General features: G+C 61.6%; 23 protein-coding genes. 14 read left to right on the top strand and 9 right to left on the bottom strand.

Going from position 1 to position 24,871, the window contains the following annotated elements; genetic code table 11:
* Positions 1-110: 110 nt before the first annotated feature.
* The 6 genes from prfB to A3A9_RS0100660 all read left to right on the top strand — a co-directional run bounded on the left by prfB (position 111) and on the right by A3A9_RS0100660 (position 4,053).
* Positions 111-1,242, top strand: a protein-coding gene (gene prfB, locus A3A9_RS0100685) for a peptide chain release factor 2 (RefSeq protein ID WP_152536034.1) whose coding sequence is annotated in 2 segments (ribosomal slippage) — positions 111-176 and positions 178-1,242 — 1,131 coding nt in all. Because the reading frame shifts where the segments join, the coding sequence is not laid out codon by codon here.
* Between the two features lie 53 nt (positions 1,243-1,295).
* Complete coding sequence (locus A3A9_RS0100680; RefSeq protein WP_027057071.1) at positions 1,296-1,721, top strand: GFA family protein; 426 nt, start codon at positions 1,296-1,298, stop codon at positions 1,719-1,721.
* Between the two features lie 201 nt (positions 1,722-1,922).
* Positions 1,923-2,300 (top strand): hypothetical protein, encoded by a 378-nt coding sequence (locus A3A9_RS0100675; RefSeq protein ID WP_033838249.1) that lies wholly within the window; start codon positions 1,923-1,925, stop codon positions 2,298-2,300.
* A gap of 126 nt (positions 2,301-2,426) precedes the next feature.
* Complete coding sequence (locus A3A9_RS0100670) at positions 2,427-2,777, top strand: hypothetical protein (RefSeq protein ID WP_027057069.1); 351 nt, start codon at positions 2,427-2,429, stop codon at positions 2,775-2,777.
* A gap of 107 nt (positions 2,778-2,884) precedes the next feature.
* Positions 2,885-3,253, top strand: coding sequence for a GFA family protein (locus A3A9_RS0100665; RefSeq protein WP_027057068.1), 369 nt, complete (start codon positions 2,885-2,887; stop codon positions 3,251-3,253).
* A gap of 149 nt (positions 3,254-3,402) precedes the next feature.
* Entirely contained in the window at positions 3,403-4,053 is a 651-nt protein-coding gene (locus tag A3A9_RS0100660; RefSeq protein WP_027028786.1) for an OmpA family protein, read from the top strand.
* A gap of 146 nt (positions 4,054-4,199) precedes the next feature.
* Here the strand turns inward: A3A9_RS0100660 and A3A9_RS0100655 are convergent, their stop codons facing one another.
* Complete coding sequence (locus A3A9_RS0100655) at positions 4,200-5,789, bottom strand: DEAD/DEAH box helicase (RefSeq protein ID WP_027057067.1); 1,590 nt, start codon at positions 5,787-5,789, stop codon at positions 4,200-4,202.
* 192 nt (positions 5,790-5,981) lie between these two features.
* Complete coding sequence (locus A3A9_RS0100650) at positions 5,982-6,755, bottom strand: NAD kinase (RefSeq protein WP_027057066.1); 774 nt, start codon at positions 6,753-6,755, stop codon at positions 5,982-5,984.
* 775 nt (positions 6,756-7,530) lie between these two features.
* Here A3A9_RS0100650 and A3A9_RS0100640 point away from each other — a divergent pair.
* Positions 7,531-8,502 (top strand): NAD-dependent epimerase/dehydratase family protein, encoded by a 972-nt coding sequence (locus tag A3A9_RS0100640; protein ID WP_027057065.1) that lies wholly within the window; start codon positions 7,531-7,533, stop codon positions 8,500-8,502.
* 27 nt (positions 8,503-8,529) lie between these two features.
* Here the strand turns inward: A3A9_RS0100640 and glf are convergent, their stop codons facing one another.
* Together glf and A3A9_RS41665 are read right to left on the bottom strand one after the other, a co-directional pair.
* The gene (gene glf, locus A3A9_RS0100635) at positions 8,530-9,735 is read right to left on the bottom strand and encodes a UDP-galactopyranose mutase (protein WP_051370639.1); all 1,206 of its coding nucleotides are present in this window, start codon (positions 9,733-9,735) and stop codon (positions 8,530-8,532) included.
* Positions 9,732-10,655 carry a DUF707 domain-containing protein gene (locus A3A9_RS41665; protein WP_051370637.1) on the bottom strand — a complete coding sequence of 308 codons (924 nt, stop codon included), beginning with the start codon at positions 10,653-10,655 and terminating at the stop codon, positions 9,732-9,734. The genes glf and A3A9_RS41665 overlap by 4 nt, the downstream gene beginning before the upstream one ends.
* A 177-nt stretch (positions 10,656-10,832) precedes the next feature.
* Here A3A9_RS41665 and A3A9_RS0100625 point away from each other — a divergent pair, with 177 nt between their 5' ends.
* On the top strand, positions 10,833-11,762 hold the full coding sequence (locus A3A9_RS0100625; protein WP_027057063.1) for a hypothetical protein: 930 nt from the start codon (positions 10,833-10,835) through the stop codon (positions 11,760-11,762).
* 38 nt (positions 11,763-11,800) lie between these two features.
* Here A3A9_RS0100625 and A3A9_RS0100620 read toward each other — a convergent pair whose 3' ends face one another.
* On the bottom strand, positions 11,801-14,959 hold the full coding sequence (locus A3A9_RS0100620) for a caspase family protein (RefSeq protein WP_033838248.1): 3,159 nt from the start codon (positions 14,957-14,959) through the stop codon (positions 11,801-11,803).
* A gap of 254 nt (positions 14,960-15,213) precedes the next feature.
* On the opposite strand from A3A9_RS0100620, the gene A3A9_RS0100615 reads away from it, so the two are divergent.
* From A3A9_RS0100615 to A3A9_RS0100590, 6 genes are all read left to right on the top strand, one after another.
* On the top strand, positions 15,214-16,296 hold the full coding sequence (locus A3A9_RS0100615; protein WP_027057061.1) for an ABC transporter ATP-binding protein: 1,083 nt from the start codon (positions 15,214-15,216) through the stop codon (positions 16,294-16,296).
* Positions 16,297-16,299: 3 nt separating this feature from the next.
* The gene (locus A3A9_RS0100610) at positions 16,300-17,220 is read left to right on the top strand and encodes an ABC transporter permease (protein ID WP_027057060.1); all 921 of its coding nucleotides are present in this window, start codon (positions 16,300-16,302) and stop codon (positions 17,218-17,220) included.
* On the top strand, positions 17,213-18,013 hold the full coding sequence (locus A3A9_RS0100605) for an ABC transporter permease (protein ID WP_027057059.1): 801 nt from the start codon (positions 17,213-17,215) through the stop codon (positions 18,011-18,013). Before A3A9_RS0100610 ends, A3A9_RS0100605 begins: the two co-directional genes overlap by 8 nt.
* A 40-nt stretch (positions 18,014-18,053) precedes the next feature.
* Positions 18,054-19,088, top strand: a complete 1,035-nt coding sequence (locus A3A9_RS0100600) for an extracellular solute-binding protein (protein WP_027057058.1) — start codon at positions 18,054-18,056, stop codon at positions 19,086-19,088.
* Between the two features lie 91 nt (positions 19,089-19,179).
* Complete coding sequence (locus A3A9_RS0100595; protein WP_027057057.1) at positions 19,180-20,607, top strand: amidase; 1,428 nt, start codon at positions 19,180-19,182, stop codon at positions 20,605-20,607.
* A 138-nt stretch (positions 20,608-20,745) separates the two neighbouring features.
* Positions 20,746-21,402, top strand: a complete 657-nt coding sequence (locus tag A3A9_RS0100590) for a TetR/AcrR family transcriptional regulator (RefSeq protein ID WP_245278948.1) — start codon at positions 20,746-20,748, stop codon at positions 21,400-21,402.
* A gap of 7 nt (positions 21,403-21,409) precedes the next feature.
* Here A3A9_RS0100590 and A3A9_RS0100585 read toward each other — a convergent pair whose 3' ends face one another.
* The 4 genes from A3A9_RS0100585 to A3A9_RS0100570 are packed head-to-tail and all read right to left on the bottom strand — an operon-like array spanning position 21,410 to position 24,869.
* Positions 21,410-22,171 carry an MBL fold metallo-hydrolase gene (locus A3A9_RS0100585; RefSeq protein ID WP_027057055.1) on the bottom strand — a complete coding sequence of 254 codons (762 nt, stop codon included), beginning with the start codon at positions 22,169-22,171 and terminating at the stop codon, positions 21,410-21,412.
* A 1-nt stretch (position 22,172) separates the two neighbouring features.
* Positions 22,173-23,234 (bottom strand): ABC transporter ATP-binding protein, encoded by a 1,062-nt coding sequence (locus A3A9_RS0100580; protein ID WP_027057054.1) that lies wholly within the window; start codon positions 23,232-23,234, stop codon positions 22,173-22,175.
* Positions 23,231-24,013, bottom strand: a complete 783-nt coding sequence (locus A3A9_RS0100575) for an ABC transporter permease (RefSeq protein ID WP_027057053.1) — start codon at positions 24,011-24,013, stop codon at positions 23,231-23,233. The genes A3A9_RS0100580 and A3A9_RS0100575 overlap by 4 nt, the downstream gene beginning before the upstream one ends.
* A 1-nt stretch (position 24,014) precedes the next feature.
* The gene (locus A3A9_RS0100570; protein ID WP_027057052.1) at positions 24,015-24,869 is read right to left on the bottom strand and encodes an ABC transporter permease; all 855 of its coding nucleotides are present in this window, start codon (positions 24,867-24,869) and stop codon (positions 24,015-24,017) included.
* Positions 24,870-24,871 lie beyond the last annotated feature (2 nt).

Here is a 24,871-nt window from a genome sequence, read left to right as displayed (position 1 = left end):
CACTGGGCTGGCCTCGGGGCCGGCCCATTTCGCTTTACACATGGCGGCGCCGTCCCTATGTATCGCGCCGACCGAAGTGTCACTTCAGCAACAGGACAAAATACCAGGCCATGCGCGCGGAAACGCAGAATATTGTCGACGAGATCAGGCAGGCGATAACCCTGCTGAGGAGGCATCTTTGACTGGGATCAGGCCATAAAGCGGCTTGAATACCTCAATGTCCGCGCCGAGGACGCCAGCCTCTGGAACGAACCGCTGGAAGCGCAGAAACTGATGCGCGAACGCCAGGGTCTTGAAGATGGCATCACAGCGGTCAAGGGTTTCACTCAGGCGCTCGAAGACAATATCGGCCTGATCGAGCTTGGCGAGGAAGAAGGCGACGAAGGTATCGTGGCGGAGGCTGAAGCCGCCATCCGCTCGATGCAGGGCGAGGCCAAGGCCCGCCAGGTCGAGACGCTGCTGTCGGGTGAAGCCGACGCCAACGACACCTATCTCGAAGTTCATGCCGGCGCCGGCGGCACCGAGAGCCAGGATTGGGCCTCGATGCTGTTGCGCATGTATACGCGCTGGGCCGAGCGCCGCCGCTTCAAGGTCGAGGTGCTGGAAGTACACGACGGCGAAGAAGCCGGCATCAAGTCCGCCACGCTGCTGATCAAGGGCCACAATGCCTATGGCTGGCTGAAGACGGAATCGGGCGTCCACCGCCTGGTGCGCATTTCTCCCTATGACAGCAATGCGCGTCGCCATACGTCCTTCTCCAGCATCTGGGTCTATCCAGTCGTCGATGACAGGATCGAGATCGATGTTTCGGAATCGGATGTGCGCATCGACACTTATCGCTCGTCCGGCTCGGGTGGCCAGCACGTCAACACGACCGATTCGGCTGTACGCATCACCCATATCGCGACCGGCATTGCGGTCGCCTGCCAGGCTGAACGCTCGCAGCACAAGAACAAGGCGAAGGCCTGGGAGATGCTGCGCTCGCGGCTCTACGAGGAAGAGTTGAAGAAGCGCGAGGCCGTCGCCAATGCTACCGAGGCGTCGAAGAGCGACATTGGCTGGGGTCACCAGATCCGCTCCTATGTGCTGCAGCCCTATCAGCTGGTGAAGGATCTGCGCACCGGCGTCGAAAGCACCAGCCCGTCGAGCGTGCTCGATGGCGACCTCGATGATTTCATGGAGGCCTCGCTGTCGCAACGCATCGAGGGTGGTGCCGGCGAAACCGTGGCCGACCTGGACTAAGGACAATCAGGTCCAGGCGGGTTGGCCCGATGCCTCGCGGCGAGGATCAGCGGATGACGAAGCGGCAAACAACAACCGGTCACAAGCTTGCCGGCAAATGCCTGTGTGGTGCGGTTCAATACGCGGTGGCTGACGAGTTCGTCTATGCCGCCAATTGCCATTGTTCGAATTGCCGGCGTTCGACCGGCTCGGCCTTCAAGCCATTCGCCGGCATCGAACGCGCCAAGCTCAGCCTCACCAACGGCGCTCGCGATCTCATGATCTTTGGCGACGAGCGCGCCAACCACGATACCCACTGCAAGCTGTGCGGATCGTTACTCTATTCGGCCGTGCGCGAGGGTGTGTTCGCCCACGTCACCATGGGAACGCTCGTCGATGCTCCGACGATCCGACCGACAATGCACATCTTTGTCGGCTCCAAGGCACCGTGGTACACAATCAACGACGATCTCCCGCAATTTGAAGGACACGCAACCTAGCCTGATCGATCGACCGGCAGGCGTGGTGACCGGGATCTCTTCTTGCGCCGACTCATAAATCGGCTCACCATCGAAAGAGGAGGAGACAAAAGCATTTATGGCCGGTCGCGGCATATCTGCTGACGATCCGGCCACTGGGAAGACACGTTCCGGGAACGGGCAAGCAAAAACGCTTGAACCTCGTTTGAAAGGAACGTTCCCATGTTTGCTGCCAGTTCCAGATCGGCCATCGCCGTTCAGACGGTTGGCCAGCTTCTCCTGCCGCTATTTTCTGCCTGTGCAATCACGGCTCTGACGACGCCGGCATTGGCGCATGACGCCAAGCCGACCGCGGCCAAGCCGCAAGGCTGGAGCTATCCATTTGCCTGTTGCGCCAATTACGATTGCCATGAGGTGTCGCAGACCTCGATCAGCGAACGCCCCGAAGGCTATGTCATCAAGGACACCGGCGAGGTGCTGGCCTACAGCGACCGACGGATCAAGGATTCGCCCGACGGTGAGTTCCATTGGTGCGCGCACGAGGCCGGGCTCGATGCCGGCAAGACCATTTGCCTGTTCGTGCCGCCACAGTCCTACTAAGGTCCGGACTCATAATCAGGAGGGGGCCGCGGCTGCGATGCCGACCGCAGCGAGGACGACCACGGCGCTTTGGTTGTTACAAACGGATGGTAGATCGTAACGGAATTGCCAGGAGACAGGATCCCTATGACTGAAAGAATCACCATGGCCGAGTCATTACCGGCAACCGCCGTCGTCCGCGTCTCGCGTGCCAGCTACGATCCGAGCCGGTTCGCAGAGGTCGACGCGGCGAGCAAGAAGACCGCGCAGTACATAATCCCGGCCATCAGACGGCTGCCGGGGCTCCTTCATTTTTATGCGGGCGTCTCGCCGAAGGGCTCGATCGTGCAAGTCAGTGTCTGGGACACCGACGAGCATGCGGCACAATTGGACCGACTGAAGGAGATGGTCGTCGACGGCCGAAGGGATATGGAGGCGGTCGGCGTGACGTTTACCCCGATTTTCAACTACCCGATCGACTGGACCTGGACCGTCTGACCTGGAGTCGCTGTTTGAGGAACAAAGCCTGCTGACGGACAGTTGTCAGGATCGGCTCTTTATGGTGCCTTGCCGCCTGGGCGGCGGACAATGGAGAGGTGATGTTGATGACCATCAAGGGAAGCTGCCATTGCAAGGCGACGACATTCGAGGTTTCTGAGGCGCCGCGGACGGTGACGCAATGCACTTGTTCGTTCTGCTCGAAGCGCGGCTCGCTCTGGGCCTATTACATCCCGTCGCAGTTCAAGCTCATCACGCCACTGAAGAATGTTTCCTTCTATCAATGGGGCTCGAAAACCGTAAAGCATGGTTTTTGCGCCACCTGCGGCTGCGGCACCTTCACCGAAACACCGGACTGGTCGACCGGCGAGCCGGATTTCGACAATCCAAAGATCAGCGTCAATTCGCGGCTGTTCGATGATTTCGATCTCGACGAGGTGGAAGTGGTGGTCATCGACGGCAAGAATCTTTGGTAGCCTGGCCAAGGCCGTTCGTCACGCAGCCAACCCCGGGAAAAGCCGTTGCAGGCGCCTTTCCCGTTCCGCTTTTCGCCGCAATTCATGGTACAAGTCGCGGGAAGGGCTGATTTGGCGTCGAAAAGGCGCGACTTGGAGAGGGACCATCTATGAAGAAGACCGTGCTCGTCGTCGTGGCGACGGCTCTGCTCGTGAGCGCTTGCACCACCACCGATCCGTATACGGGCGATCAGAAGATTTCCAACACGGCCGCGGGTGCCGGCCTTGGTGCCCTGGCGGGTGCCAGCCTTGGCCTGCTTGCCGGTGGCAATGACCGCCGCAACGCGCTGATCGGCGCCGGCATCGGTGCGCTGGCCGGCGGGGCTATCGGCGCCACCATGGATCAGAACGAGGCTGAACTGCGCCGGCAGCTCCAGGGCACCGGCGTCAGCGTCACCCGTAGTGGCGATCAGATCATCCTCAACATGCCGTCGGATATCACCTTCAATATCGATCAGGATGCGGTGAAGCCCGGCTTTTATCCGGTGCTGAATTCCGTCGCGCTGGTGCTGAAGAAGTTCCGCCAGACGACTGTCGACGTGTTCGGTCATACCGATTCGACCGGTGGCGAACAGCACAATTTCGATCTGTCGCAGCGTCGTGCATTGGCGGTCGCCAACTACCTTTCCGGCCAGGGCGTCGATCAGCGCCGCTTCGCCGTCACCGGCTTCGGCAAGACACGGCCCATCGCATCCAATGCGACGGCCGCCGGCCGCGAGCAGAACCGTCGTGTCGAGATCCAGCTTTCGCCGCTGACCTGAACGGGATCATGATCCCGAAAAGTGGAATCCGGTTTTCGGAAAAGATCATGGTCTAAGTCGAGGTTCATCTGAATCGAAAACGGCCCCTTGCGGGGCCGTTTTCATTTGGTTTTCCGGAAGAATTGGTGGGGTCGGACGGGTACCGGTCAGACCTTGGCGACGATGCGCATGAAGGCCGGCATGTCGTCGCCGAAGCCGACGGTGGTGTCGTTGTCTTCCTGGTGATGGCGGGCAGGGCGGGCGTTGGTGCGCTGCGGCCTGGTGTCGCCACGCTCCGGTGCGCGCTGCTCGTTGCGATCGGACGTCTTGCGCTCGCCGTTTTCCGAACGGATTGCTTCCTTGCGCGCCCGCCGCTCGCCGATATCGGCGACAGCCGGCTCGGTCACATCCGGCTGCTGATCCTGCTGGACGATGGCCGGGACCGTCTCTTCGCTAGGCTTTGCGCGGCGTTCGCCGCCGCTCTTGCGCTCGCCCCGGTCCTTGCGGTCCTCGTCCTTGCGGCCGGCGCGACGCGGCGCGCCTTTGCCCCGGCGCGGAGCATCGTCTTCGCCACCCTCGCTGGCGACCACGGTCGACAGGTCGCCGTCATGCCACTCGATCTTGTTGCCGATCAGCCGTTCGATGGCGTCGATGTACTTCGTGTCGGACTTGGTCGCGATGGTGAAGGACTTGCCTGAGCGCCCGGCGCGGCCGGTGCGGCCGATGCGGTGGACATAGTCCTCGGCATGGATCGGCACGTCATAATTGAAGACGTGGCTGACATCGGGGATATCGAGGCCGCGCGCGGCGACGTCGGACGCCACGAGATAGCGAAGTTTGCCATCACGGAAATTGGCCAGCATTTGCATGCGCGCGCGCTGGTCCATGTCGCCATGCAGCGCACCGGCATCGAAATCATGCTTCAGCAGCGAGCGGAACAGCTCCGCCACCTCGATCTTGCGGTTGCAGAAGATGATGGCGTTCTTCAGTTCCGCGTCTTCGGCCTTGATCAGGTTGCGCAGCGTCTCGCGCTTGTCCCAAGGCTTCGAACCGGATTTGACCAGCCGCTGGATGATGTTGGTGGCGGCGGAAGCTGCCTTGGAGACTTCGACGCGCACCGGCGCGTGGAGGAATTTTTCGGTGAGCTTGGTGATTTCCGGCGGCATCGTCGCCGAGAAGAACAACGTCTGCCGGGTGAACGGGATCATCTCGCAGATGCGCTCGATATCGGGGATGAAGCCCATGTCGAGCATACGGTCGGCCTCGTCGATGACGAGGATCTCGACACCGTTGAGCAAAAGCTTGCCGCGCTCGCGGTGATCGAGCAGGCGGCCAGGGGTCGCGATCAGCACGTCGGCGCCGCGTTCCAGCTTCTTGTCCTGTTCATCGAAGGACACGCCGCCAATCAAAAGCGCGATGTTGAGCTTGTGGTTCTTGCCATATCTGATGAAATTCTCTTCGACCTGTGCGGCGAGCTCGCGCGTCGGCTCCAGGATCAGCGTGCGCGGCATGCGGGCGCGAGCCCGGCCTTTTTCGAGGCGGGTCAGCATTGGCAGCACAAAGGAAGCTGTTTTGCCGGTGCCGGTCTGGGCGATGCCCAAAATATCCTTGCCGAGCAGGGCGTGCGGAATGGCGCCGGCCTGGATCGGTGTCGGCACGGTGTAGCCGGCATCGGTGACTGCGGAAAGCACCTTCGGCGACAGGCCGAGGTCTGAAAAGGTCAACGCTTCTTGAGCGATCGTGGTGTCTGAGGACAAGTGTTGTTGTCTTTGGCTGGTTCGGGGAAGCGCAACGGCGTTTGTCGCGGCAAGCGCCGCGCGCTTGCAAGATTGGCATTGCGATTAGGCGCAAGTCCGCGATTTGTCAACAGAAACGGGCGGGATTGGCACGATTGTGAAGTCGTAACCTTAATCGCGATGCTTAATCCGGCCGCCTGTCTTTGTGCCGGCTCAGTAACGGAACTGTTCGGCCAGGATGCGCTCGTTCCAGGAGTGATTGGGGTCAAACAGCAAGGTCGCTGTTGCTGCCGGCGATTCCCGTACCGTTACCGAGGTCACCGCCTTGACCTCCGTATGGTCGGCGGCGGCGTTCACCGGCCGCTTTTCCGGCTCCAGAATATCGAAGCGCACGGTCGCCTTGTTGGAGAGCAATGCGCCACGCCAGCGGCGCGGGCGAAACGGGCTGACCGGTGTGAGCGCCAGCAACGGCGCGTCGAGGGGCAGGATCGGCCCGTGCGCGGAAAGATTGTAGGCGGTCGACCCGGCCGGCGTCGCGATCATGACGCCATCGCAGTTCAGCTCTTCGAGCCGTATCTGGTCATCGATGCTGATGCGAATCTTGGCCGTCTGGTAGGACTGGCGCCAAAGCGCCACCTCGTTGATCGCCAGCGCTGAAACCGTTTCACCCTCCGAGGTGACGGCCTGCATCTCCAGCGGGCGGATCGTTTCGGCGACGGCGGCCGCGATGCGTTCGGTGAGGCCGCCGGAACGGTACTCGTTCATCAGGAAGCCGATGGTGCCACGGTTCATGCCGTAGACCCTCTTTCCTGTTCCCATCGTGTCGCGCAAGGTCTGCAGCAGGAAACCGTCGCCGCCCAGGGCGACCACGACCGCGGCCTCCGCGACCGGACATTGGCCGTAGCGTGCCGACAGGCTTTCCAGCGCCGCCTTGGCGTCTGCTGTGTCGGACGAAACGAAGGCGATGCTGTTGGCGGCTGTGCTCATGGCTCCCCGATCGCGACCGATTGGCTGTGGCAGGTCCGGCCGCGCCAGCGTCGGGGTAGCATGGGGCGGGCGGGTCTGCAAAGAGAGCCGTTGTGCGAGCCGGCAAAGCGGCGACAGCGACGCCCGGGCAGGCGGATCGCTTTTCATGACAGGGCACGAACGAATGTGATGGTTAAGACGGAGCTTAAACTCTCGTAAAGCCGGATCGATCATGTTAGCCGGCATGAATGGCGTGGGGGCGCCCGCAGTACCGCCGTATCCTTCGGGACGGCAAATGGGCGCTGTGGCACTTTTGACCTGTGCGCATGACCCTTGGGAACATCCTGATGTTCGGAGGGCACGCACCAGCCAGATGAGGCCGACATATTGCCGGTAACACGCCTGATCATCGTTTTTGTCATGCTGGGCAGCTTCGCGCTGATCTTCGCCGAGCTGGTACGCCAGTCGGAAGAGATGAGCATCAGACCACTGCCCACAGCATCACGCTGCGGCGATGCTATCGGAATGCCTTGCCCGCAAAGGGCGCTGTAGATCGCGCAATACCTTAACCGAAGGCCATGCAAGCACTGCCGCCGCCCGGTCCTTCGCTGCATGCAGTTCATCCCTTGGCGACCGAACACCGGCTGGCGCAACACAAGTTTGATCGTTGCAATTGCGGCATCGATCAAAGCACTGCTAGAAGACTTGTCGGATCTGGACAGGACCCTGTTCCCATCACCCTTGGGAAACAACCTTGCGGCGCGTTGGTCGGCCGTGTTTCTGGAGGGGAGTGCACATGCGGCGCAGCGTGTTGATTTCTGGTGGCTGCGGCTTCATCGGCTCTCATCTCGTCGATCGCCTGCTGCGGCGCAATGATCTGGAAAAACTGGTCGTTGTCGACAATCTATGGACCGGATTGCGCGACAACATTGCCCATGTCGCGGATCCGCGGTTCACCCTGCAGATCGCCGATGCCGAGAGCTTCACGTCCGGCCAGCATTTCGATGAGATCATCCATCTTGCGTCACCGGCTTCGCCCGTATGGTACATGCGCGAGCCGGCCCGCACGATCAGGGCCAACATAGGCGGCGCGCTCAATCTTCTGTCGCTGCTAAAGCCCGGCGGTCGCTTCTGCTTTGCCTCGACCTCGGAAGTCTATGGCGATCCCGTGGTGTCGCCGCAACCGGAAAGCTACCGGGGGTCCGTGGACTGCACCGGGCCAAGGGCCTCCTATGACGAGAGCAAGCGCTGCACCGAGGCGTTGCTGTTCGAAGAACAGCGCGTCAGCGGGCTCGATGTCCGCGTCGTCAGGCTGTTCAACACCTATGGCCCGCGAACGCGCGTCGATGACGGCCGCGCCGTTTCGAATTTTATCAGTCAGGCTCTGACGACGGGAATCCTCACCGTCTATGGCGACGGCTCCCAGTCGCGCAGCTGGGGTTATGTCGACGATATCGTCGATGGCCTGGAGCGGTTCTTCTGGCGCGACTTGATCTCGCACCGGGGTCCCCTGAACATCGGCAACAACCGCGAGATCTCGGTTCTCGAGACCGCGAAATTCGTCTGCTCGCTGGTTCCGGGCAGCCGCATCGAACACCATGCGCCTGTCCCGCAGGATCCGACAAACCGGTGCCCGGACCTGACCCTGGCAAGGCAGGTTCTTCCCGGATGGGAGGCAACGATCGGCTATCAGCAAGGGATCCAGCGCACCTTCGAATGGTTCCGGCGGCAGATTGTGACTGACGGCAGCTCGGCGGCGTCAGCCTGAGGATCCAAAATCTTGCGGCCCGGCCCGTCATGGCAACCGCGAAAGAGAATCAAGCCTGCCGGTGAAATAGGGTTCGAACACGGTTTCGAAAGCCTTCAGCGCCGCGCCGATCGCCTGATGCATGTCGAGGTACCGATAGGTGCCCAGCCGTCCTCCGAGATGCAGGTTTCGCTCCGCTGCGGCCCGTTCCAGATAGCGACGGTAAATCGCCTGATCCCGGCGTGTGTCGATCGGATAATAGGGTTCGTCGGTGCGGCCGGCAAAACGGGAATACTCGCGGCCGATGAGGGTCTTGTCGCTCTTGTGCTGGCGTTCCGGATTGAAATGCCTGAATTCGACGACGCGGGTGTAGGGCACGGCTTCGTCGGCATAGTTCATGATCGCCGCGCCCTGATGGTCCGGCGTGTCCATGACCTGGAGATCGATATCGATGGTTCGCCAGCCGAGTTCGCCCTCTGAGTGGTCGAAATAGCGGTCGATTGGACCGGTGTAGACAACCGGCAGGTCCTTCGGCAGCAAGGGCTTGATATCGAAGAAATCGACGCCAAGCCGTGCTTCGATGAGCTCGTGCGCGAGCATCTTTTCGAAGATCGCCGTATAGCCGTCGACAGGCTGACCTTGGAAGCGGTCGTTGAAATAGCCGTCTTCGAATGTGTAGCGGACCGGCAAGCGGGCGATGATCTGCGCCGGAAGTTCGCGTGGGTCAGTCTGCCATTGCTTGGCGGTGTAGCCCTTTATGAAAGCCTCGTAGAGGGGACGGCCAACGAGCGAGATCGCCTTCTCCTCGAGATTGGCCGGCTGGCGGTCGCCAAGCTCGGCCGCTTGCCCGGCAATCAGGCTACGTGCCTCGTCCGGGCTCAGCCGCTTGCCGAAGAACTGGCAGATCGTGGCGAGGTTGATCGGCAGCGGATAGACCTTGTCGCGATAGGTCGAGAACGCACGATGGCGATAGGCCGTAAAATCGGTGAAGCCGCGCAGGTAGTTCCAGACGTCCTCGTTGGATGTGTGAAACAGATGCGGTCCATAGCAATGAACCTCGACGCCGGTGGCGGGATCTTGTTCGGTATAGGCATTGCCGCCGATGTGCCGGCGCCGGTCGATCACCAGCACGCGCCGGCCGAGTTTCGTGGCGATGCGCTCGGCAAGCGTTGCGCCATAAAAACCCGCGCCGACTATGAGGATGTCGGCTTCCCCGATAAAATCCTTGTCTATTCGCGGCTCTGTCGTCCTCATGCGTCGAGCACGATCTGCGACAGGTCGATCGGTTCGGCGCATTGTCTGCGCAGAAAGCGCCACAACAGCTTCTTCGGCCGAAACGCCCGCCGGAAATCCTTTCGCTCGACAAAATAGTCGGCCATCATGCGCAGGCCGATCATGGATCGTGATCGCCAGCACCTGCCTGCGTGGTCGACGGCGCCATAAGACAGCGGAAAGAACTCGCCTAAGCCGTATCGCATCGCCAACTGGCGGTATTCCGCCTCGGCCGACCGGCCGGACTTGAGTATTGTTGTCGCCAGATGAATTCCAACCGGCCGCGTGTGGCGGACGGTCAAGGCGTCGAAGACAGCCGATTTCCCGAGATTCTGCTCGGCAAGCCTCGTCCACAGGTGATCGAGACCGAACCCACTCATGGATCCCTTGAAAAGAGGTAGCATCTTGCCTGCCACGTCCGATCTCATACACGGGGCCATGATCTCGACCTTGTCGATCAGACGAAATTCGAAACTTTTGGAGCGCAAAAACGGCAGATGGCTATAGTAGCTGTCCGGCGTCAGCGCCGGCTGGGCAATGTGGAGGTCGAGCCGTCTCATGTTGGCGAACATCGCCTCGATCGTTGTCCGGTCTGCTTCCAGGTCATCATCCGGAAACCAGATATACTGGTAGCGATCAAGGAGTTCCGGCTTCTGAACGAGCAAGGCGTGGAGGCCATCCCACTTGCCTCCGATGTAGTCGACCCTGTTTTCATGGGGCTGCCGAAATGCCAGGGGATCGGACCCGTAGTAACTGACGATCAGATCAAACACGCATTCTGGATCGCCCGCACCCCATCCGCGATGGAGAGAGTTGTCGCCGGCCCTGACGATGACGAGATTGCGGCTGGCCCCCGTCAAGGTTTTGCTTTCGCCACCGATGTCTTGGTCCAAGGCCGTCATGGCGAGCCCCTACACCAAAGCCGGATCAATGCGAAGAGCCACGGGTGAGAGCGAATTGTTCGTCTGGCATTATCAGGCAGATGTCGGGCGCTGCGATTTGCAATACAACGCGAACCTGGAGTCGCAACACGGCTGCCGCGCTGACCAAAACACGCAACCATTTCGGGACGGGACGTTATGAAATTGATTGTTGTGACCCCGGCCGGCCGCGAGAAATATCTTCGCCTGCTCAGCCACCATGTCCTTAAAAGTCCTGAGGTGTACGAATGGCACCTGTGGGACAACTGCCGCAACGAGGCCGATCGGGCCTACCTGCAACGACTGGCCGCTTCCGACCCACGTTGCCGGATAAAAAAACTTCCGCATGCCAATGGCGGGGTCAATGTCATCGGCGACTTCTACCGTTTTTGCGACGACCCCGATGCCTTCTACCTTCGCCTCGACGATGACGTGGTTTTTGTCGAGGACGGCTTCTTTCAAAAATTCATGGCAAGGGTCATGGCCGAAAGAGGATCGGCTATCTGGTACGCGCCGTTGATCATCAACAACGCAATCTGCAATTCGCTGATCAAACAGCTTTCCAGGGTGGTGGTAGACGGGCCGCTGACATGCCAGGCTTGTTGCGAATTTTCCTGGGCCTATGCCAGCTTTCCGCAGGCGCTTCATCCCTTCTTCATCGAAGCTGTCCGCTCCAACCGGCTTGATGACTTCCGTGTGCCTGACCGGGAGATCAGGCTGTCGCGCTTCTCGATCAACGCAATCGGTTTCTTCGGATCGGATATTGTCGGTCTTGGAGAGGGTTTCCATCCGCCGTCAGGCAGCGATGAGGAAGAGTGGCTGTCGGCGACGCTGCCGGCAAAACTGGACCGGCCGGGCAAGATTTTTGGCGACCTGATCATTGCCCATTTCAGCTTCTACACCCAGGAGCGCGAATTGCTGCGCACCAACATTCTCGACGGCTACTATGAGCTCGCCGGCCTGGCTCCCCCGGTCTACGAGAAGCTTCCAGTCAGTTGGAGAGAGCGGCTGAGGCTGTGGAGGAGACGCCGGAGGGGATCGGTGTCACCGCGCTATGTGATCTCGCTTCCGACAATCATTTCCGACTGATGATTGGATTTCGGCCCTGTCGGGGCGCAAGCTGCCGCCTACTGTGTCACCACCTGAAGGTTGGCGTTGCCGTAGAAAGTGTAGGCAAGATAGGTCGGGTCGCCGGTTTCATAGAAGCGCTTGCGAACACCTTTCAGGACCTCGGCGAGGTAAACCGGCCCATCCTTGAGCCGGGTGCTGATGCCGCCGTAAAAATCGCTTGAAAAGGCAGCGGCGGCGCGATCGGTCAAAGGCCACATGCCGCCGATGAAGCCGGACGCGCCGCCCGCCAGCACTGCGGGACCCCATCCCTGCACGAAGCCACCGAGCATCTGGGACTTGCCCGTGTCGCAGGCATTGAAGAAGTAGAACGGGTTGCCCTTGCCGTGTGCCGCGGCAACCAGCGCACCCCACGTGTCGGGGTCAAGCGACTGGTCGGCGAGGTCAATGGCGAAAACCGGCCGGCCGCTGCTCGGCTGATTGACCTCGCCGTGACCCGAAAAATGGATGAAGCCGGTCGACACCTCGCCGACCAGTTTCTCGAAGGAGACGAAATCGCCACCGAAGCGGCGGTAGCCGGCGAGCTTGCTCAGCGCGTCGATCTCGACTTCCTGGAACGGCAGTGACTGCTTGTCGACATAGGAAGGAGCGACCGCGGCAACGCCGGTAAAAGCCATCCGGTCCAGTGGGTTGTCGACCTGCGAGGAGGTGCTGCGCGGTGCCCAGCGCGCCAGCCGGTAATTCATGCCGAGGAAACCATCGCGGGTTGCGCCATCGGCGCTTTGCGGGCGGATCAACTCCCAGGGCAGGGTGGGACTGTTCGAGGTGATCTGGATCGAATGCAGTTCGCCCTTGTCGCGCAGCGACCAGAACACATCCTTGAATGCCTGCGGCACGTAATCCTTGTAGAGCGCATCGCCGAAACCTTCGGCGGCCAGCGTGACGAAGCGCTTTTGCGCTTCGGGGTCGCTGCTTGCGGCAGGCTGTTGCAGCGACACCGCACTGCGCAGACCGAGGCCGAGTTGCAGCAAGCGGCGATATTCGGAATCAAGCCAGGTCGCCATTTGCGGCGGTGTTGAGAATGTATCGGTCACCGGTCCAGCCAGATGCGGCGAATGGATGATGATCTGGCCCGGGCCCAATCCGCTTGGATCGTCATAGAGGATGGTGACATCGAGGTCGGGCACCTCGTCGGCTGCGGCATTGCCGAGTTGGACGCTACCGGTCAGCGCCTGTTGGGGCGGAGCGGAGGCGAGCATCAACATGGCGGGTGCGGCCGTCCTTTGGGCCGTGGCACTTGGCGCGGCGGCCTCAACCGGCGCTGCTCGTTGCACGATAACGGGCCGCGACGCCGATCCCAGGAATTTTCCCGCACTGTAGATTCGGGCAATGAACTGGCTTGGCTTGCTGTCCTTTGCAATTGGCCGCGCCTTGAGGTCGAAGCGGACGAAGTCGCTGTCACCTTCACGATAGAGGGTGGTCTGCCGGCTCCATTTGCCGCCGTCGGCAAGGTCAAAGCCCGTAGCGAAGAGGTCGATGTCGATGGGCCATTGGTCGGTGCCTGCCGGCATCGCCATGGCCAGCGCGCCATCCGCCGTCACCGACGATCCCGGCGCCGCTTTCACCTTCACCTCCGGTGTCAGTTGCTCTTCGGTCAAGGCAATAGAAACGGTCACCGTCTCACCGGCCACCACTTCGTCTGGTGCGTCGATAGTCGGATGGCGGACCACTTCGACTTCAGCCCCATTCCCCGACGGCGAAGGGGCAGTTGCCGGAGGTGGGGCAGGCGAGCCGCCTGCGTCCCCGGGAGCATTTTCCACCTGATCGAGGGGTGGCGGAGGTGGTTCGACATCCGCTGGCGCCGCCGCCTCTTGCGGGCTCTCGGCGCCGGTTGCAGCCGATGCTGGTGCGGGCAATGACGCGTTATCGCCGCCTCCCGGCGCAATCTCCGCCTGGTCGACGGGCGGCGGTGGCGGCTCGGTGCTTGACTGCGCATCGGGCGGTTGAGCAGGCTCCGCACCGGCGGCTGCGCCGCCCTTCGGATAAGTATCGGCGAGATTGTTCTGGGCGGCGGCCGACGACTTGGCGGCATCCTCCTGATATTTCCTTTGCTCCTCGTACTGCTGCCGAGCCTGCTCCTCATCTTGCTGGCGCTGCAACTCCTGGCGTTTGTATTCCTCGTATTGGGCTGCCTCATCGGCGCTGTTGCCCGTCATGGCGTCGGGATTGCCGGAGCCCGGTGCAACATCCGCCGGAGGGACTTCCTGGCTGCCGCCATCGAAATTGCCGGAGCCATAGTCACTGCTTCCGGCGCTCGAACCTTCATTTGCGGAATCGGGGCTGGCCGGTGGGCTATTGTCGCCGCCCTCATTGGCGCCACTCTGCATCGGTGGCGGTGCCGGTTCGGAAGCAACTGCTTCCGGGGCAGCCGCTTGTGGCGCCGCGCCAGCCGGCTCCGGCGGTGCTGGCTCGGCGGCAATCGGATTGTCCGGCGTTGGCACGAAGTCTGCCGACAGGCCAGGGCCTGTCCATGGCCGCTGGGCGCCGAGCGTCTGGTCTGCCACGCCTTGGCTGACCGACGCGATCATGGCTTGGATGCTCACGCCTTTTCTGGCCAGTGCGGCTGCCAGCGCATCGGCAAACACCGTGACCGGTCCAGCGCCATTCAGTGCGACGCTTCCTGGTTGAGCGGAAAAGGCGACGATGCCGTTGGGCAGCGGACCAACCGCAGCCAGACCCCGCACCACACCTGGGGCGGAGGAGTCTCCGTCGCCGAGATTATCCAGCAAAACCACCTTGAATGTCGGTGTCGCCTCAAGCGCCTTCGTGAACAGGTCGAGAGGCAATGCCGTCTGGTCTACCGCTTCCTTGGAATCGGTCCGCGAGCCGCGCGTCAGCAGATAGTTCCTGTCATTGGCCTGAGCCGTATGGCCGACATAGTAGAAGATGCCGACGGCATCCGGGTCGGCCAGGGATTTGGCGAAATCATACATGGCGTGCGCGACATCGGCGCGGTCGCCATCAGAGACTTGTCGCACGGTGAAGCCGAGTGACCGCAGGCTGGTCGCAACGAGTTCGGCACTAGGTTCGGCGTTGGCGATCGCCGGCGAGCCCTCATATCCCGGATTGGCCACAACCAAGGCGAGCCGCTCTTCGCCGCGCGCGGCGGAAAAGAACGACATGGCTATCAGCAGCACGGTCGCCACAAGAAGGCGCATGATCCTGACCCAAGCCCACAAGCCGCTGCGAATACGCCAGAGCTTGCCCCAATCCATCAATGGCCTCTTCTGTGACCATAGCACGTTTGGGGAGGCAGCGCATCGGCCGCCCCGCCGGTGTCGTGGCATCCGCGCAATGACAAAAAGATATTGACTGTATGGTTAGTTATAATTAATCCTGGCGCAGATTACCAAGTTGGCCAGCTGGCATCCGCCCGTGAATGGCCACTAAGGAGGGGAATATCTTGACAGCCATGCGGCCAGCCGTTGAGGCGAAGGGCGTCACTAGGGTTTTCCAGGGGACAGGCCAGGACGCGGTCCGAGCCCTTGACAACGTTTCAGTTTCCATCCGCGAAAACGAGTTCTTCACGCTGCTCGGCCCATCCGGTTGCGGAAAGACAACGTTGCTTCGGCTGATAGCCGGCTTCGATTTTCCGAGCGCCGGCGAAATCCTGCTCTACGGCCAGGACATCGCGCCGCTGCCGCCGTTCAAGCGCCCGGTCAACACCGTCTTCCAGTCCTATGCGCTGTTCCCGCATATGACGGTGGCCGAGAATATCGGCTTCGGCCTGAAGATGCTGGGCAAGCCCAAGGCCGAGATCGAGGCGCGCGTTGATGCGATGCTGACGCTCGTCCACATGCAGAAATTGAAGAGCCGCCGCACCAGCCAGATTTCCGGCGGCCAGCAGCAGCGGGTGGCGCTGGCGCGGGCGCTGGCGCCGCAGCCGAAGGTGCTCTTGCTCGACGAACCCTTGTCGGCGCTCGACTACAAGCTGCGCAAGGAGATGCAGATCGAGTTGAAGCGGCTGCAGCACGAAACCGGCATCACCTTCATCTTCGTCACCCATGATCAGGAAGAAGCACTGACCATGTCAGACCGCATCGCGGTGATGTCGTCAGGCAAGATCCTGCAGGTCGGTACCCCCTGGGACATCTACGATCACCCGGCGCAACGCTTCGTCGCCGACTTCATTGGCGAGACCAATTTCCTGGACGGCACGGTCGAAGGCGCCGCTGATGGCAAGGCGCGGGTCACACTGCGCTCGGGAGCAAGGATCCTCGCGACCACCACCAGCGATTTCCGGCCGGGCAGCCAGGCGACGCTGATGGTGCGGCCCGAGCATGCCAGGCTGGTCAAGGCCGCCGGCGACCTGAGCGGCACGGTCGAGACCGTCGTCTATTTCGGCACCGACACGCATATCCATATCCGACTGGCGGACGGCGGTCCCTTCATCGTGCGCCAGCAGAATTCACGTTGTGCCGGCTGCGGCTTCGAAGCCGGCGACAAGGTCGGCATTCAGATCGGCGATGCCGCCGCGCAGATGCTGAAGGATTAGGTCATGGCGACCGCGAAAGAGATCGCCGACAAGGCCGAACGCAACGATATCCGCTCGCGCTGGCTGCTCTCCGCGCCAGCGCTGCTGATCGTCTTCCTCGCGGCGCTTGGGCCGCTGCTGATCGTGGTCGTCTATTCCTTCCTCACCCCAGGCAATTACGGCGACGTGAAATGGCAGTTTTCGACCGACGCCTGGGTGAGCGTGCTGCTTCAGCGAGACGCCTTCGACGACACGCTGTCCTTCGCCAGTGCGCATCTGTCGATCTTCTGGCGCTCGGTGTCACTGTCCGCCATGACCACGATCCTGACGCTGATCCTCGGCTTTCCGACCGCCTATTTCATCGCGACACGGCCGGAACACCGGCGCGATATCTGGCTGTTCCTGATCACCATCCCGTTCTGGACCAACCTTTTGATCCGAACCTTCGCCATGCAGGAAGTGCTGCGCAATGACGGCCTCATCAATTGGCTGCTGCAGCTGCTGCGGATCACTGATCATCCCATCCAGCTGATGTATACGAATTTTGCCGTCCTGCTCGGCATGGTCTATGTGTTCCTGCCGCTGATGGTGCTGCCGCTCTACGCCAGCATGGAGAAGATCGACTTTCGGCTGATCGAGGCGGGTTACGACCTGTACGCGACGCGGTTCCAGGTGTTGCGGCGCATCATCGTGCCGCTGGTCGCGCCGGGCATCGTCGCCGGCTCGATCCTAGTCTTCATTCCTTCGCTCGGCGCCTATGTGACGCCGCGTGTGCTGGGCGGCGGCACCAATCTGATGATCGGCAATCTGATCGAACTGCAATTCGGCCAAGGGCGCAACTGGCCGCTCGGTGCGGCGCTGTCGATCACGCTGATGGCGATCGTGATGGTGGCGCTGCTGTTCTACGTCCGCAACATGACAAGGTCGGATGGCAGCCATGGCTAAGCGCTTCGATGTCCGCCAGCAGAACGGCTTCGTCACCATAGCGATGGTGTGTTTCTTCCTCCTCTATCTGCCGATCGGCACGCTCGTCGTCTTCGCCTTCAACGACAACGAATCGCTGGCGATCTGGAAGGGCTTTTCGCTGCGCTGGTTCCATGTCGCCTGGAACAACACGCTGGTGATCGAATCCTCGATTCGCTCGTTCCAGATCGCAGCCGTCGCCGCCATCCTGGCGACGATCACGGCAACGATGGCGGCTCTGGCGACGACCCGGACCAAGCCATATCGCGGGCTGACCTTCAAATACGCCTTCATCAACCAGCCGCTGATGGTGCCGGAGATTGTCACCGCGGTGGCGCTGCTGATTGTGTTCTCGCGCATCAAGATCTGGACCGGTTATTCGGGCCTTGGATACCTGATCGCAGCCCACACCGCCTTCTGCATCCCGTTCGCCTATTTGCCGATCCGTGCGCGGCTCGAAAGCATGGATCTATCGCTCGAAACGGCGGCGGCCGACCTCTATGCAGGCAAATGGCAGGCCTTCCGGCATGTGACGCTGCCGCTGCTTTGGCCGGGCATCCTGGCAGGGCTGATGCTCGCTTTCGTCGTCTCGCTGGATGACGTGGTCATCACCGAATTCGTCAAATCCGGCGGCCAGGACACGCTGCCGACCTTCATGCTGGGCCAGATTCGTCGCGGCGTGACGCCGGAAATCAATGCGATCTCGACAGTCTTCCTTGTCCTGTCGATCGGCATTGTCACGGCTTTCTTTTTCTTCAGCAGGAAACGGACCTGAGGCCGCATCGCCGCCGGTCCCAACAATGGGAGCAACGAGCATGAACTGGAAACTGACCGCGACAGCCGTCGGGCTATCGCTGCTGGCTGTCACGGGTGTGGCGCGTGCTGATGGCGAGCTCAACATCTACAATTGGGGCAACTACACCAACCCCGACCTCATCAAGAAGTTCGAGGAGACCTACAAGGTCAAGGTCACCGTCACCGACTTCGATTCCAACGACACCGCGCTCGCCAAGATCCGCCAGGGCGGCGCCGGTTTCGACATCGTCGTGCCCTCGGCCAGCGTCGTCCCCATCTGGATCAGCGAGGGGCTGCTGCTGGAAACCGATCCCAACGCTATGGAGAATTTCAAGAATGTCGATCCCAAGTGGGTCGATGTACCGTTCGACCCGGGCCGCAAATACACGGTTCCGTGGCAGTGGGGCACGACAGGCATATCGGTGAACAAATCAGTCTATTCGGGCGATGTGAACACGTCGGCAATTTTCCTCGACCCGCCGCCCGAATTGGTCGGCAAAATCAATGTCGTGCCCGAAATGGGTGACATCATGTTTCTCGCTATTGCCTACGAAGGTGGTCAGTATTGCACCGACGACAAGGTGTTGTTGAAGAAGGTGCGCGACAAGCTGGTCGAGGCCAAGGCGAAATGGCTGTCCTTCGACTACGGTGCCGTCGATGGCCTGGGCAAGGGTGACATCGCCGCCGGCGTCAACTGGAACGGCATTTCGCTGCGCCAGCGGCTGCAGAATGACAAGATCGTCTACGGCTATCCCAAGGAGGGCTATCCGATCTGGATGGACAACGTCGCGGTTCTCAAGGACGCCAAGAACGTCGACAACGCCAAGCTGTTCCAGAACTTCATCATGGATCCGCAGAACGCCGCCCTGATCTCGGCCTTTGCCCGCTATTCGAACGGCATCAAGGGCTCGGAAGCCTTCATGCCGGCCGACATGAAGGACGCGCCGGAGGTGAACGTGCCGGCCGAATTCGCCGCCAAGGGCCAGTTCATGGCGGCCTGTCCGCCGGATGTGCAGGCGCTCTACACGAAAATCTGGACCGACCTGCAGAAATAGTCTGATCCGTTGTTTTCCGCGCCGCGACATGCGGCGCGGCCACCTCTCGATCCATCAAGCCAAGGCGATCCGGCGATCGCAGGAGACTTTCATGACCGATCTCGACCTCTGCTACATGCCGGCGAGCGAAGCGCTGCGGCGGTTTAAGGCCAAGAGCCTTTCGCCCGTCGAACTGATGCAGGCCACCATCAGCCGCGCCGAGGCCACGAAGCCGACGATCAACTGCTTCACCTTCACCCATTTTGACGAGGCGATGGAACTGGCCAGGAAAGCCGAGGCGAAATACGCCAAGGGCGCCAAAACCGGCGCGCTCGAGGGCCTGCCGATCGGCATCAAGGACGAGAGCTACATCAAGGGCAAGCCGACCTCGCATGGCTCGCTGCTGACCAAGGACGCCATCGGCAGTCATACCTCGACGATGAACGAGCGCGTCATCAAGGCGGGCGGCATCGTGCATGCGCGCACGGCGACGCCGGAATTCAGCTGCGCCGGCTATACCTGGTCGAAGCGATGGGGTGTCACCCGCAATCCGTGGAATCGCGATTTCACGCCAGGCGGTTCGTCGGGCGGCGCGGCGGCAACGCTGGCTTCCGGCACATCGTCGATCGCCACCGGTTCGGACATTGCCGGGTCGATCCGCATTCCTGCCTCGGCCTGCGGCCTCGTCGGCTTCAAGCCGCCTTACGGCCGCAATCCCGACGAGCCGCCCTTCAACCTCGATTTCTATTGCCACACAGGACCGCTGGCGCGAAACGTCAGGGATGCGATCCTGCTGCAGAACGTCATGGCCGGACCGAGCCCGCTCGACATCGCCACGCTGCGTCCCAAGCTGCGCCTGCCGCTCGACTACAAGCCGATCAAGGGCTGGAAAATTGCCTTCTCGATGAACCTCGGTTCGTTTGAGGTCGACGACGATGTTCGCAGGAACACGCTTGCCGCGTGTGATGTGTTCCGGTCACTCGGCGCCACGGTCGAGGAGGTCGACCTGGGCTGGGGCGACGAGGTGCTCAAGGCCGGTATGGCCTATCTTGAGCATCTCTTCGGCGCCTCGCTGGCGCAATTGCTCAAGGAGCACGGCAAGGACATGACGAGCTATGCGCGCCGGTTTGCCGAGGACGGTCAGAGGTCGAAGGCGACGGACTTTGTCGGAACCCTGGAGGTCGCCGCCAGAATGTACCAGACACTGGGCCCGCTGCTGGAAAAGTACGATGTGCTGATCTGCCCGACGAACGCCCTGCCGTCGGTGCCGGCGGAGTTCGACCACACCAGGGACACCGTCGAGATCAATGGCAAGCAAGTGAACCCGTCGCTGGGTTGGGTGATGACGACGCCGTTCAACATGATGAGCCGTTGTCCGGTTCTCTCCATGCCCTCGGGCTGGGCCGCGAACCGTGTCCCGACGGGCATCCAGATCGTCGGCCGCACCTATTGCGACGCCGATGTGTTCCGGGCGGCACTCGCCTATGAAACGGCACAGGGCCAGTGGTACAGGAATGCCGAGACACGTCCGTCGCTTTGATCAACGGCAGCGTCTGCGACTGGTGCTTGATCTCCGGCGTCGGCTATGGTGAGCCGGGGATTCTCGCCGACAGTTCGAAAGGCCGGATGAAAAATGGCACAACGCGAGGCAACCGCGGCCGAAAAACGCAGGGCTACAATGGCTGAGGGCAGGGGCTCGGCGAACGATGCCGTGTCGAAAGACCGTCGGCGCGAGCGCGGCGAAGCAAGCGTCCAGCGCATCATCGATGCCACCATCGATCTCATCGCGGAGGAGGGCCTGGCCAGCGTCACCATGCAGCGCATCGCCGAACATGTTGGCTCGTCCAATGCGCTTGTGGTTTTCCACTTTCGCAGCAAGGAAAACCTGTTCCGGGCTGTCCTGCAGTATCTCAGCGATCGGTACGACGAGTTGTGGGTGACGCTGGTGCGAGCGCCGGGCCTGTCGCCGGTTGAAAGACTACTCGGCGCGGTCGAATGCGCTCAACGCTTCGCCAGGCAGCATCCGAAATGGGTTTCCGTTTTTGTCGTCTTCTCCAGCGACCGCAAGAGCATGCAGATCTACAATGAAATCGGCCTGCCGAGCGATCTCGCCTACACCGCCGAAGCGCGCGAGTTTCTGATCGAGATTTCACGCAGCGGCGGCTATTCCGACGTCGACATCAACACCTTGTCGGAGAGCCTGAATTATCTGGTTCACGGCGCATGGTACTGGGATCATCTCAACCCTTCGAGCCGTGACACCAATGTGCTGCGCAAGACCATGCTGCTGCTGCTGCATCAGGCATTTCCGCGGCATTTCGAATTGATGCCGTAGCTGTTTCTCAGGGGCGCTGGCTTAGGTGGCAGCCGGCCTGGCGTTTCTGCGCAAGATACTCGTCGATCAACTGGCGGTAGCGCACCTTGCCGAAGCTCGGAAAATGGCCGCCATGCACGACGCAGACATCGAGATCGCGCATGGCGAGCAGCGTCTCGACGTAGTCGGAAATGTCGGAGTGATAGACGTCGTCGATCAGCGGGCCGTCATAGATGACGTCGCCGGACAAAAGGATGCCGGTCTTTCGCTCGTAGAGCGCGATGCCGCCGGGTGAATGGCCAGGTGTGTGGATCACCTCGAAGGCGCGGTCGCCAAGATCGATGATGTCGCCATGCTCGAGCAGGCGGTCCGCCGGCGCGGCCAAAATGCCGTAGCGCGCCGTGTCCCAGCCCTGTGGCTGGCGATCGAACATCTCCTCGGTGGCATAGGTGCCGGCGGCCGTCCATTCATTGCGCGGATCGGCGAGGATTTCCGCCTCGGCCCTGTGCACGCAACGGTGGGGAAATTCGTGATGGCAGCCGATATGATCGAAATGCGTGTGGCTGGCAACGCAGGTCAGCTTGCGCTCGCTGACCAAAGGCACATGCGTGCGCAGGCTGAAATGGCCGAGACCGGTGTCGAACAGGAGATCGCGGTCGCGTCCGCGCACATGCCACATGTTGCAGCGGAAGAAAGGTTTGATCCACGGCTCGTGGATCAGCGTCACGCCATCGGCCATGCGGATGGTCTCGTACCAGTCTGGCGCGTCGATAACCGGAAGGCTTCCCATTTCAGTCCGTCAAAACGATGATCTGGTCGGTATCGCATGAAACGGCAACAGTGTCGCCGGGCTGGACGGTGGCTGACGCGGGCAGTTTTGCAATGAACTGCAGCGAGGGGTCCTCAGCGGAAACCGCGAGCACACGCTTGAAACTGCCCTGGAAGACGACGTCGCGCACCTGAGCTGTTCCCAGCTTCACGGCTCCCGCTGCATTGAAAGCAAGATGCTCCGGTCGTATGGCCAGCGCAACAGCCGAGCCCACCGGCAAGGTGCTGGGCGCAAAAACCGCTCCGGCCGGCGTCTCTACCGTGCTCGTCCTGTCCCTGGCTTGCGTGACCTTGCCGGCAAGGATGGTGCTTTCACCCATGAAGGTCGCCGAAAAGCGCGTCGCTGGCCTGGCATAGACGCGCTCGGGCGGTCCCTCATCCTCGATGCGGCCGTCATTCATCACTACGCAGTGGTCGGCCAGCGCCATGGCTTCTTCCTGGTCGTGGGTGACATGGATGAAGGCGGTACCGACGCGCTTCTGGATTGCCTTCAACTCGTCCTGCATCTGGCGGCGCAGTTTGAGGTCGAGCGCGCCGAGCGGCTCGTCGAGCAGAAGCACCGCCGGCTCGATCACCAGCGCCCGTGCCAGCGCCACGCGCTGCCGCTGACCGCCGGAGAGCTGGTGTGGTTTCTTGTCGAAGGCGGCAGCCAACCCGACAAGCGCCAGCGTCTCGCGCGCTTTCGCGGCCCGCGTTGCACCATCGACACCTTGCATGCGCAGCCCGAAGCCGACATTGCCGCCGACGCTCATATGCGGAAACAGCGCATAGTCCTGGAACACCGTCGTCGTCGGGCGTTTGGCCGGCTGCACCGCGGTGCAGTCCTCGCCACGGATGAAAACCTTGCCTTCGCTGGGCGTGACGAAGCCGCCAAGAATGGACAGCAGCGTCGTCTTGCCGGAACCTGACGGCCCGAGCAGGATCGTGTAGCTGCCGGGCTCGATCCGCAGCGAGACGTTCTTCAGCACCGCCAGCTGCCCGAAACGGTGTGAGACGGCGCGGATATCGACCAGAGGCGCGGTCATGCTTTTCTCCTGCGCAGCAATGTCAGTTCGAACAGCACGACCAGCACGATGGAAACGGCGAAAACCAGCGAGCCGACCGCGTTGGTTTTCGGATTGAGACCGGAGCGCAGCAGGTTCCAGATTTCCACCGGCAGCGTTGTTTCGAAGCGCGTCAGCAAGAAGGAGATCACGAACTCATCCCAGGAGAAGGTCATCGACAGGAAGAAGCCGGCGAAGATGGCCGGCGCCATCACCGGCACGGTGATCAGCAGCAGCACCTTCCATTCCGGCGCGCCGAGGTCGCGCGCGGCGCGCTCGATGTTGATCTGGTGGTCGCCCATCTGGCTGTAGATGATGGCGAAGCACAGCGGCAGATTGATCACGACATGGCCGATGCCGGCGGCAAGCAGTGATTTCGGCACGCCGGCCCAGTTGAACAGCACCAGTAGCCCCATGCCGATGATGAGGTAGCTGACCGTCAGCGGCAGCGTGATCAGTCCGCGCAGCAGGCCCGAGCCCGGCAGCACGAAGCGCGCGAAACCCCAGGCCGAAAGGAAGCCGAGCGTAACCGCGGTGGCCGAGGAGATTGACGCCACCAGCAGCGAATTGACCAGCGCCGAGGTCAGCCGCGTATCGCTGAGCACCGCATCGTACCAGCGCAGCGACGGGCCGGTGAAGGGCGGAATGGGAAACGAGGTCGCCTGCAGCGAAAACAGCACCAGCACAACCACCGGCAGGAAAATGAAGCCGTAGACGGCAAGCGCATAGGCCCAGGATGCGATCCGGACAAACCAGCGCATCTCAGGCCCGCTCGATCTTCAGCCAGCGCGCGCAGGCAAGGTAGGCGATCGTTACGACCGCCATCAGGATGATCGACAGCGCCGAGGCCAGCGGAAAATCGCCTCGCCTGCCGATCTGCATCATCACCAGCTGCGGCATCAGCAACTCGTTGTTGCCACCGAGGATTTGCGGCGTGATGTAGTCGCCGATGCACAGCACGAAGGTCAGGAAGGCGCCGACCATGATGCCGGGCAAGGTCAGCGGCAAGACGACATGCAGGAAGGTACGCACCGGCCCTGCGCCGAGATCGGCGGCCGCCTTGCGGTAGCTCGGGCTGAGCTGCTTCAAATTGGCGAAAATGGTCAGCGTCAGCAGCATGACGAAGAAATGCACGAAGCCGGTAACCGTGGCTAGCCGAGTGTTGGCGAGTTGCAGCGGCTCGGCGATCAGGCCAGAACCGGTAAGCGCGCGGTTGATGACGCCGTTCTGCGCCATCACCAGCAGCCAGGAGTAGGAACGCACGACATAAGAAGTCCAGAACGGCAGCACGGCCAGCATCAGCGCCAGCCGCTGCCAGCGTTCCGGCACCTGTTCGGCGAGGATCCAGGCGAAGGGATAGGCGAGCAGCACCGAGACCACGGTGACGATCGCCGTCACTTGCAACGAGTTCACCATCGCCTGCCAGTAGGAGGGGTTGGTGAAGAACTGGCTGTAGTTGCCGAGCGTGAAGCCACCGCCCTCATGCGCCGTCAGGCTGGAAAACCCCATGGCGATGAAGGGCAGCACGAAGAACAGCAGCGTCCAGCCGAGCGCCGGCGTGACCAGCGCCCAGGGCAGGGCACGGCCTGCCTGGGGGTTGTTTGCCGAAGCGCTCATCA

This window comes from Mesorhizobium loti CJ3sym, assembly GCF_000472785.1.
GTDB classification, from domain to species: domain Bacteria; phylum Pseudomonadota; class Alphaproteobacteria; order Rhizobiales; family Rhizobiaceae; genus Mesorhizobium; species Mesorhizobium loti_E.
Note: the sequence above shows the minus strand (reverse complement) of the source record. Positions and strands in the feature narration are given on the sequence as shown.

Bases quoted from the DNA above. Each gene is read 5' to 3' on its own strand.
- A3A9_RS0100680 (WP_027057071.1), top strand. From the start codon at position 1,296: ATGACGAAGCGGCAAACAACAACCGGTCACAAGCTTGCCGGCAAATGC.
- A3A9_RS0100675 (WP_033838249.1), top strand. From the start codon at position 1,923: ATGTTTGCTGCCAGTTCCAGATCGGCCATCGCCGTTCAGACGGTTGGC.
- A3A9_RS0100670 (WP_027057069.1), top strand. From the start codon at position 2,427: ATGACTGAAAGAATCACCATGGCCGAGTCATTACCGGCAACCGCCGTC.
- A3A9_RS0100665 (WP_027057068.1), top strand. From the start codon at position 2,885: ATGACCATCAAGGGAAGCTGCCATTGCAAGGCGACGACATTCGAGGTT.
- A3A9_RS0100660 (WP_027028786.1), top strand. From the start codon at position 3,403: ATGAAGAAGACCGTGCTCGTCGTCGTGGCGACGGCTCTGCTCGTGAGC.
- A3A9_RS0100650 (WP_027057066.1), bottom strand. From the start codon at position 6,755: ATGAGCACAGCCGCCAACAGCATCGCCTTCGTTTCGTCCGACACAGCA.
- A3A9_RS0100640 (WP_027057065.1), top strand. From the start codon at position 7,531: ATGCGGCGCAGCGTGTTGATTTCTGGTGGCTGCGGCTTCATCGGCTCT.
- glf (WP_051370639.1), bottom strand. From the start codon at position 9,735: ATGAGGACGACAGAGCCGCGAATAGACAAGGATTTTATCGGGGAAGCC.
- A3A9_RS41665 (WP_051370637.1), bottom strand. From the start codon at position 10,655: ATGACGGCCTTGGACCAAGACATCGGTGGCGAAAGCAAAACCTTGACG.
- A3A9_RS0100625 (WP_027057063.1), top strand. From the start codon at position 10,833: ATGAAATTGATTGTTGTGACCCCGGCCGGCCGCGAGAAATATCTTCGC.
- A3A9_RS0100620 (WP_033838248.1), bottom strand. From the start codon at position 14,959: ATGCGCCTTCTTGTGGCGACCGTGCTGCTGATAGCCATGTCGTTCTTT.
- A3A9_RS0100615 (WP_027057061.1), top strand. From the start codon at position 15,214: ATGCGGCCAGCCGTTGAGGCGAAGGGCGTCACTAGGGTTTTCCAGGGG.
- A3A9_RS0100610 (WP_027057060.1), top strand. From the start codon at position 16,300: ATGGCGACCGCGAAAGAGATCGCCGACAAGGCCGAACGCAACGATATC.
- A3A9_RS0100605 (WP_027057059.1), top strand. From the start codon at position 17,213: ATGGCTAAGCGCTTCGATGTCCGCCAGCAGAACGGCTTCGTCACCATA.
- A3A9_RS0100600 (WP_027057058.1), top strand. From the start codon at position 18,054: ATGAACTGGAAACTGACCGCGACAGCCGTCGGGCTATCGCTGCTGGCT.
- A3A9_RS0100595 (WP_027057057.1), top strand. From the start codon at position 19,180: ATGACCGATCTCGACCTCTGCTACATGCCGGCGAGCGAAGCGCTGCGG.
- A3A9_RS0100590 (WP_245278948.1), top strand. From the start codon at position 20,746: ATGGCTGAGGGCAGGGGCTCGGCGAACGATGCCGTGTCGAAAGACCGT.
- A3A9_RS0100585 (WP_027057055.1), bottom strand. From the start codon at position 22,171: ATGGGAAGCCTTCCGGTTATCGACGCGCCAGACTGGTACGAGACCATC.
- A3A9_RS0100580 (WP_027057054.1), bottom strand. From the start codon at position 23,234: ATGACCGCGCCTCTGGTCGATATCCGCGCCGTCTCACACCGTTTCGGG.
- A3A9_RS0100575 (WP_027057053.1), bottom strand. From the start codon at position 24,013: ATGCGCTGGTTTGTCCGGATCGCATCCTGGGCCTATGCGCTTGCCGTC.
- A3A9_RS0100570 (WP_027057052.1), bottom strand. From the start codon at position 24,869: ATGAGCGCTTCGGCAAACAACCCCCAGGCAGGCCGTGCCCTGCCCTGG.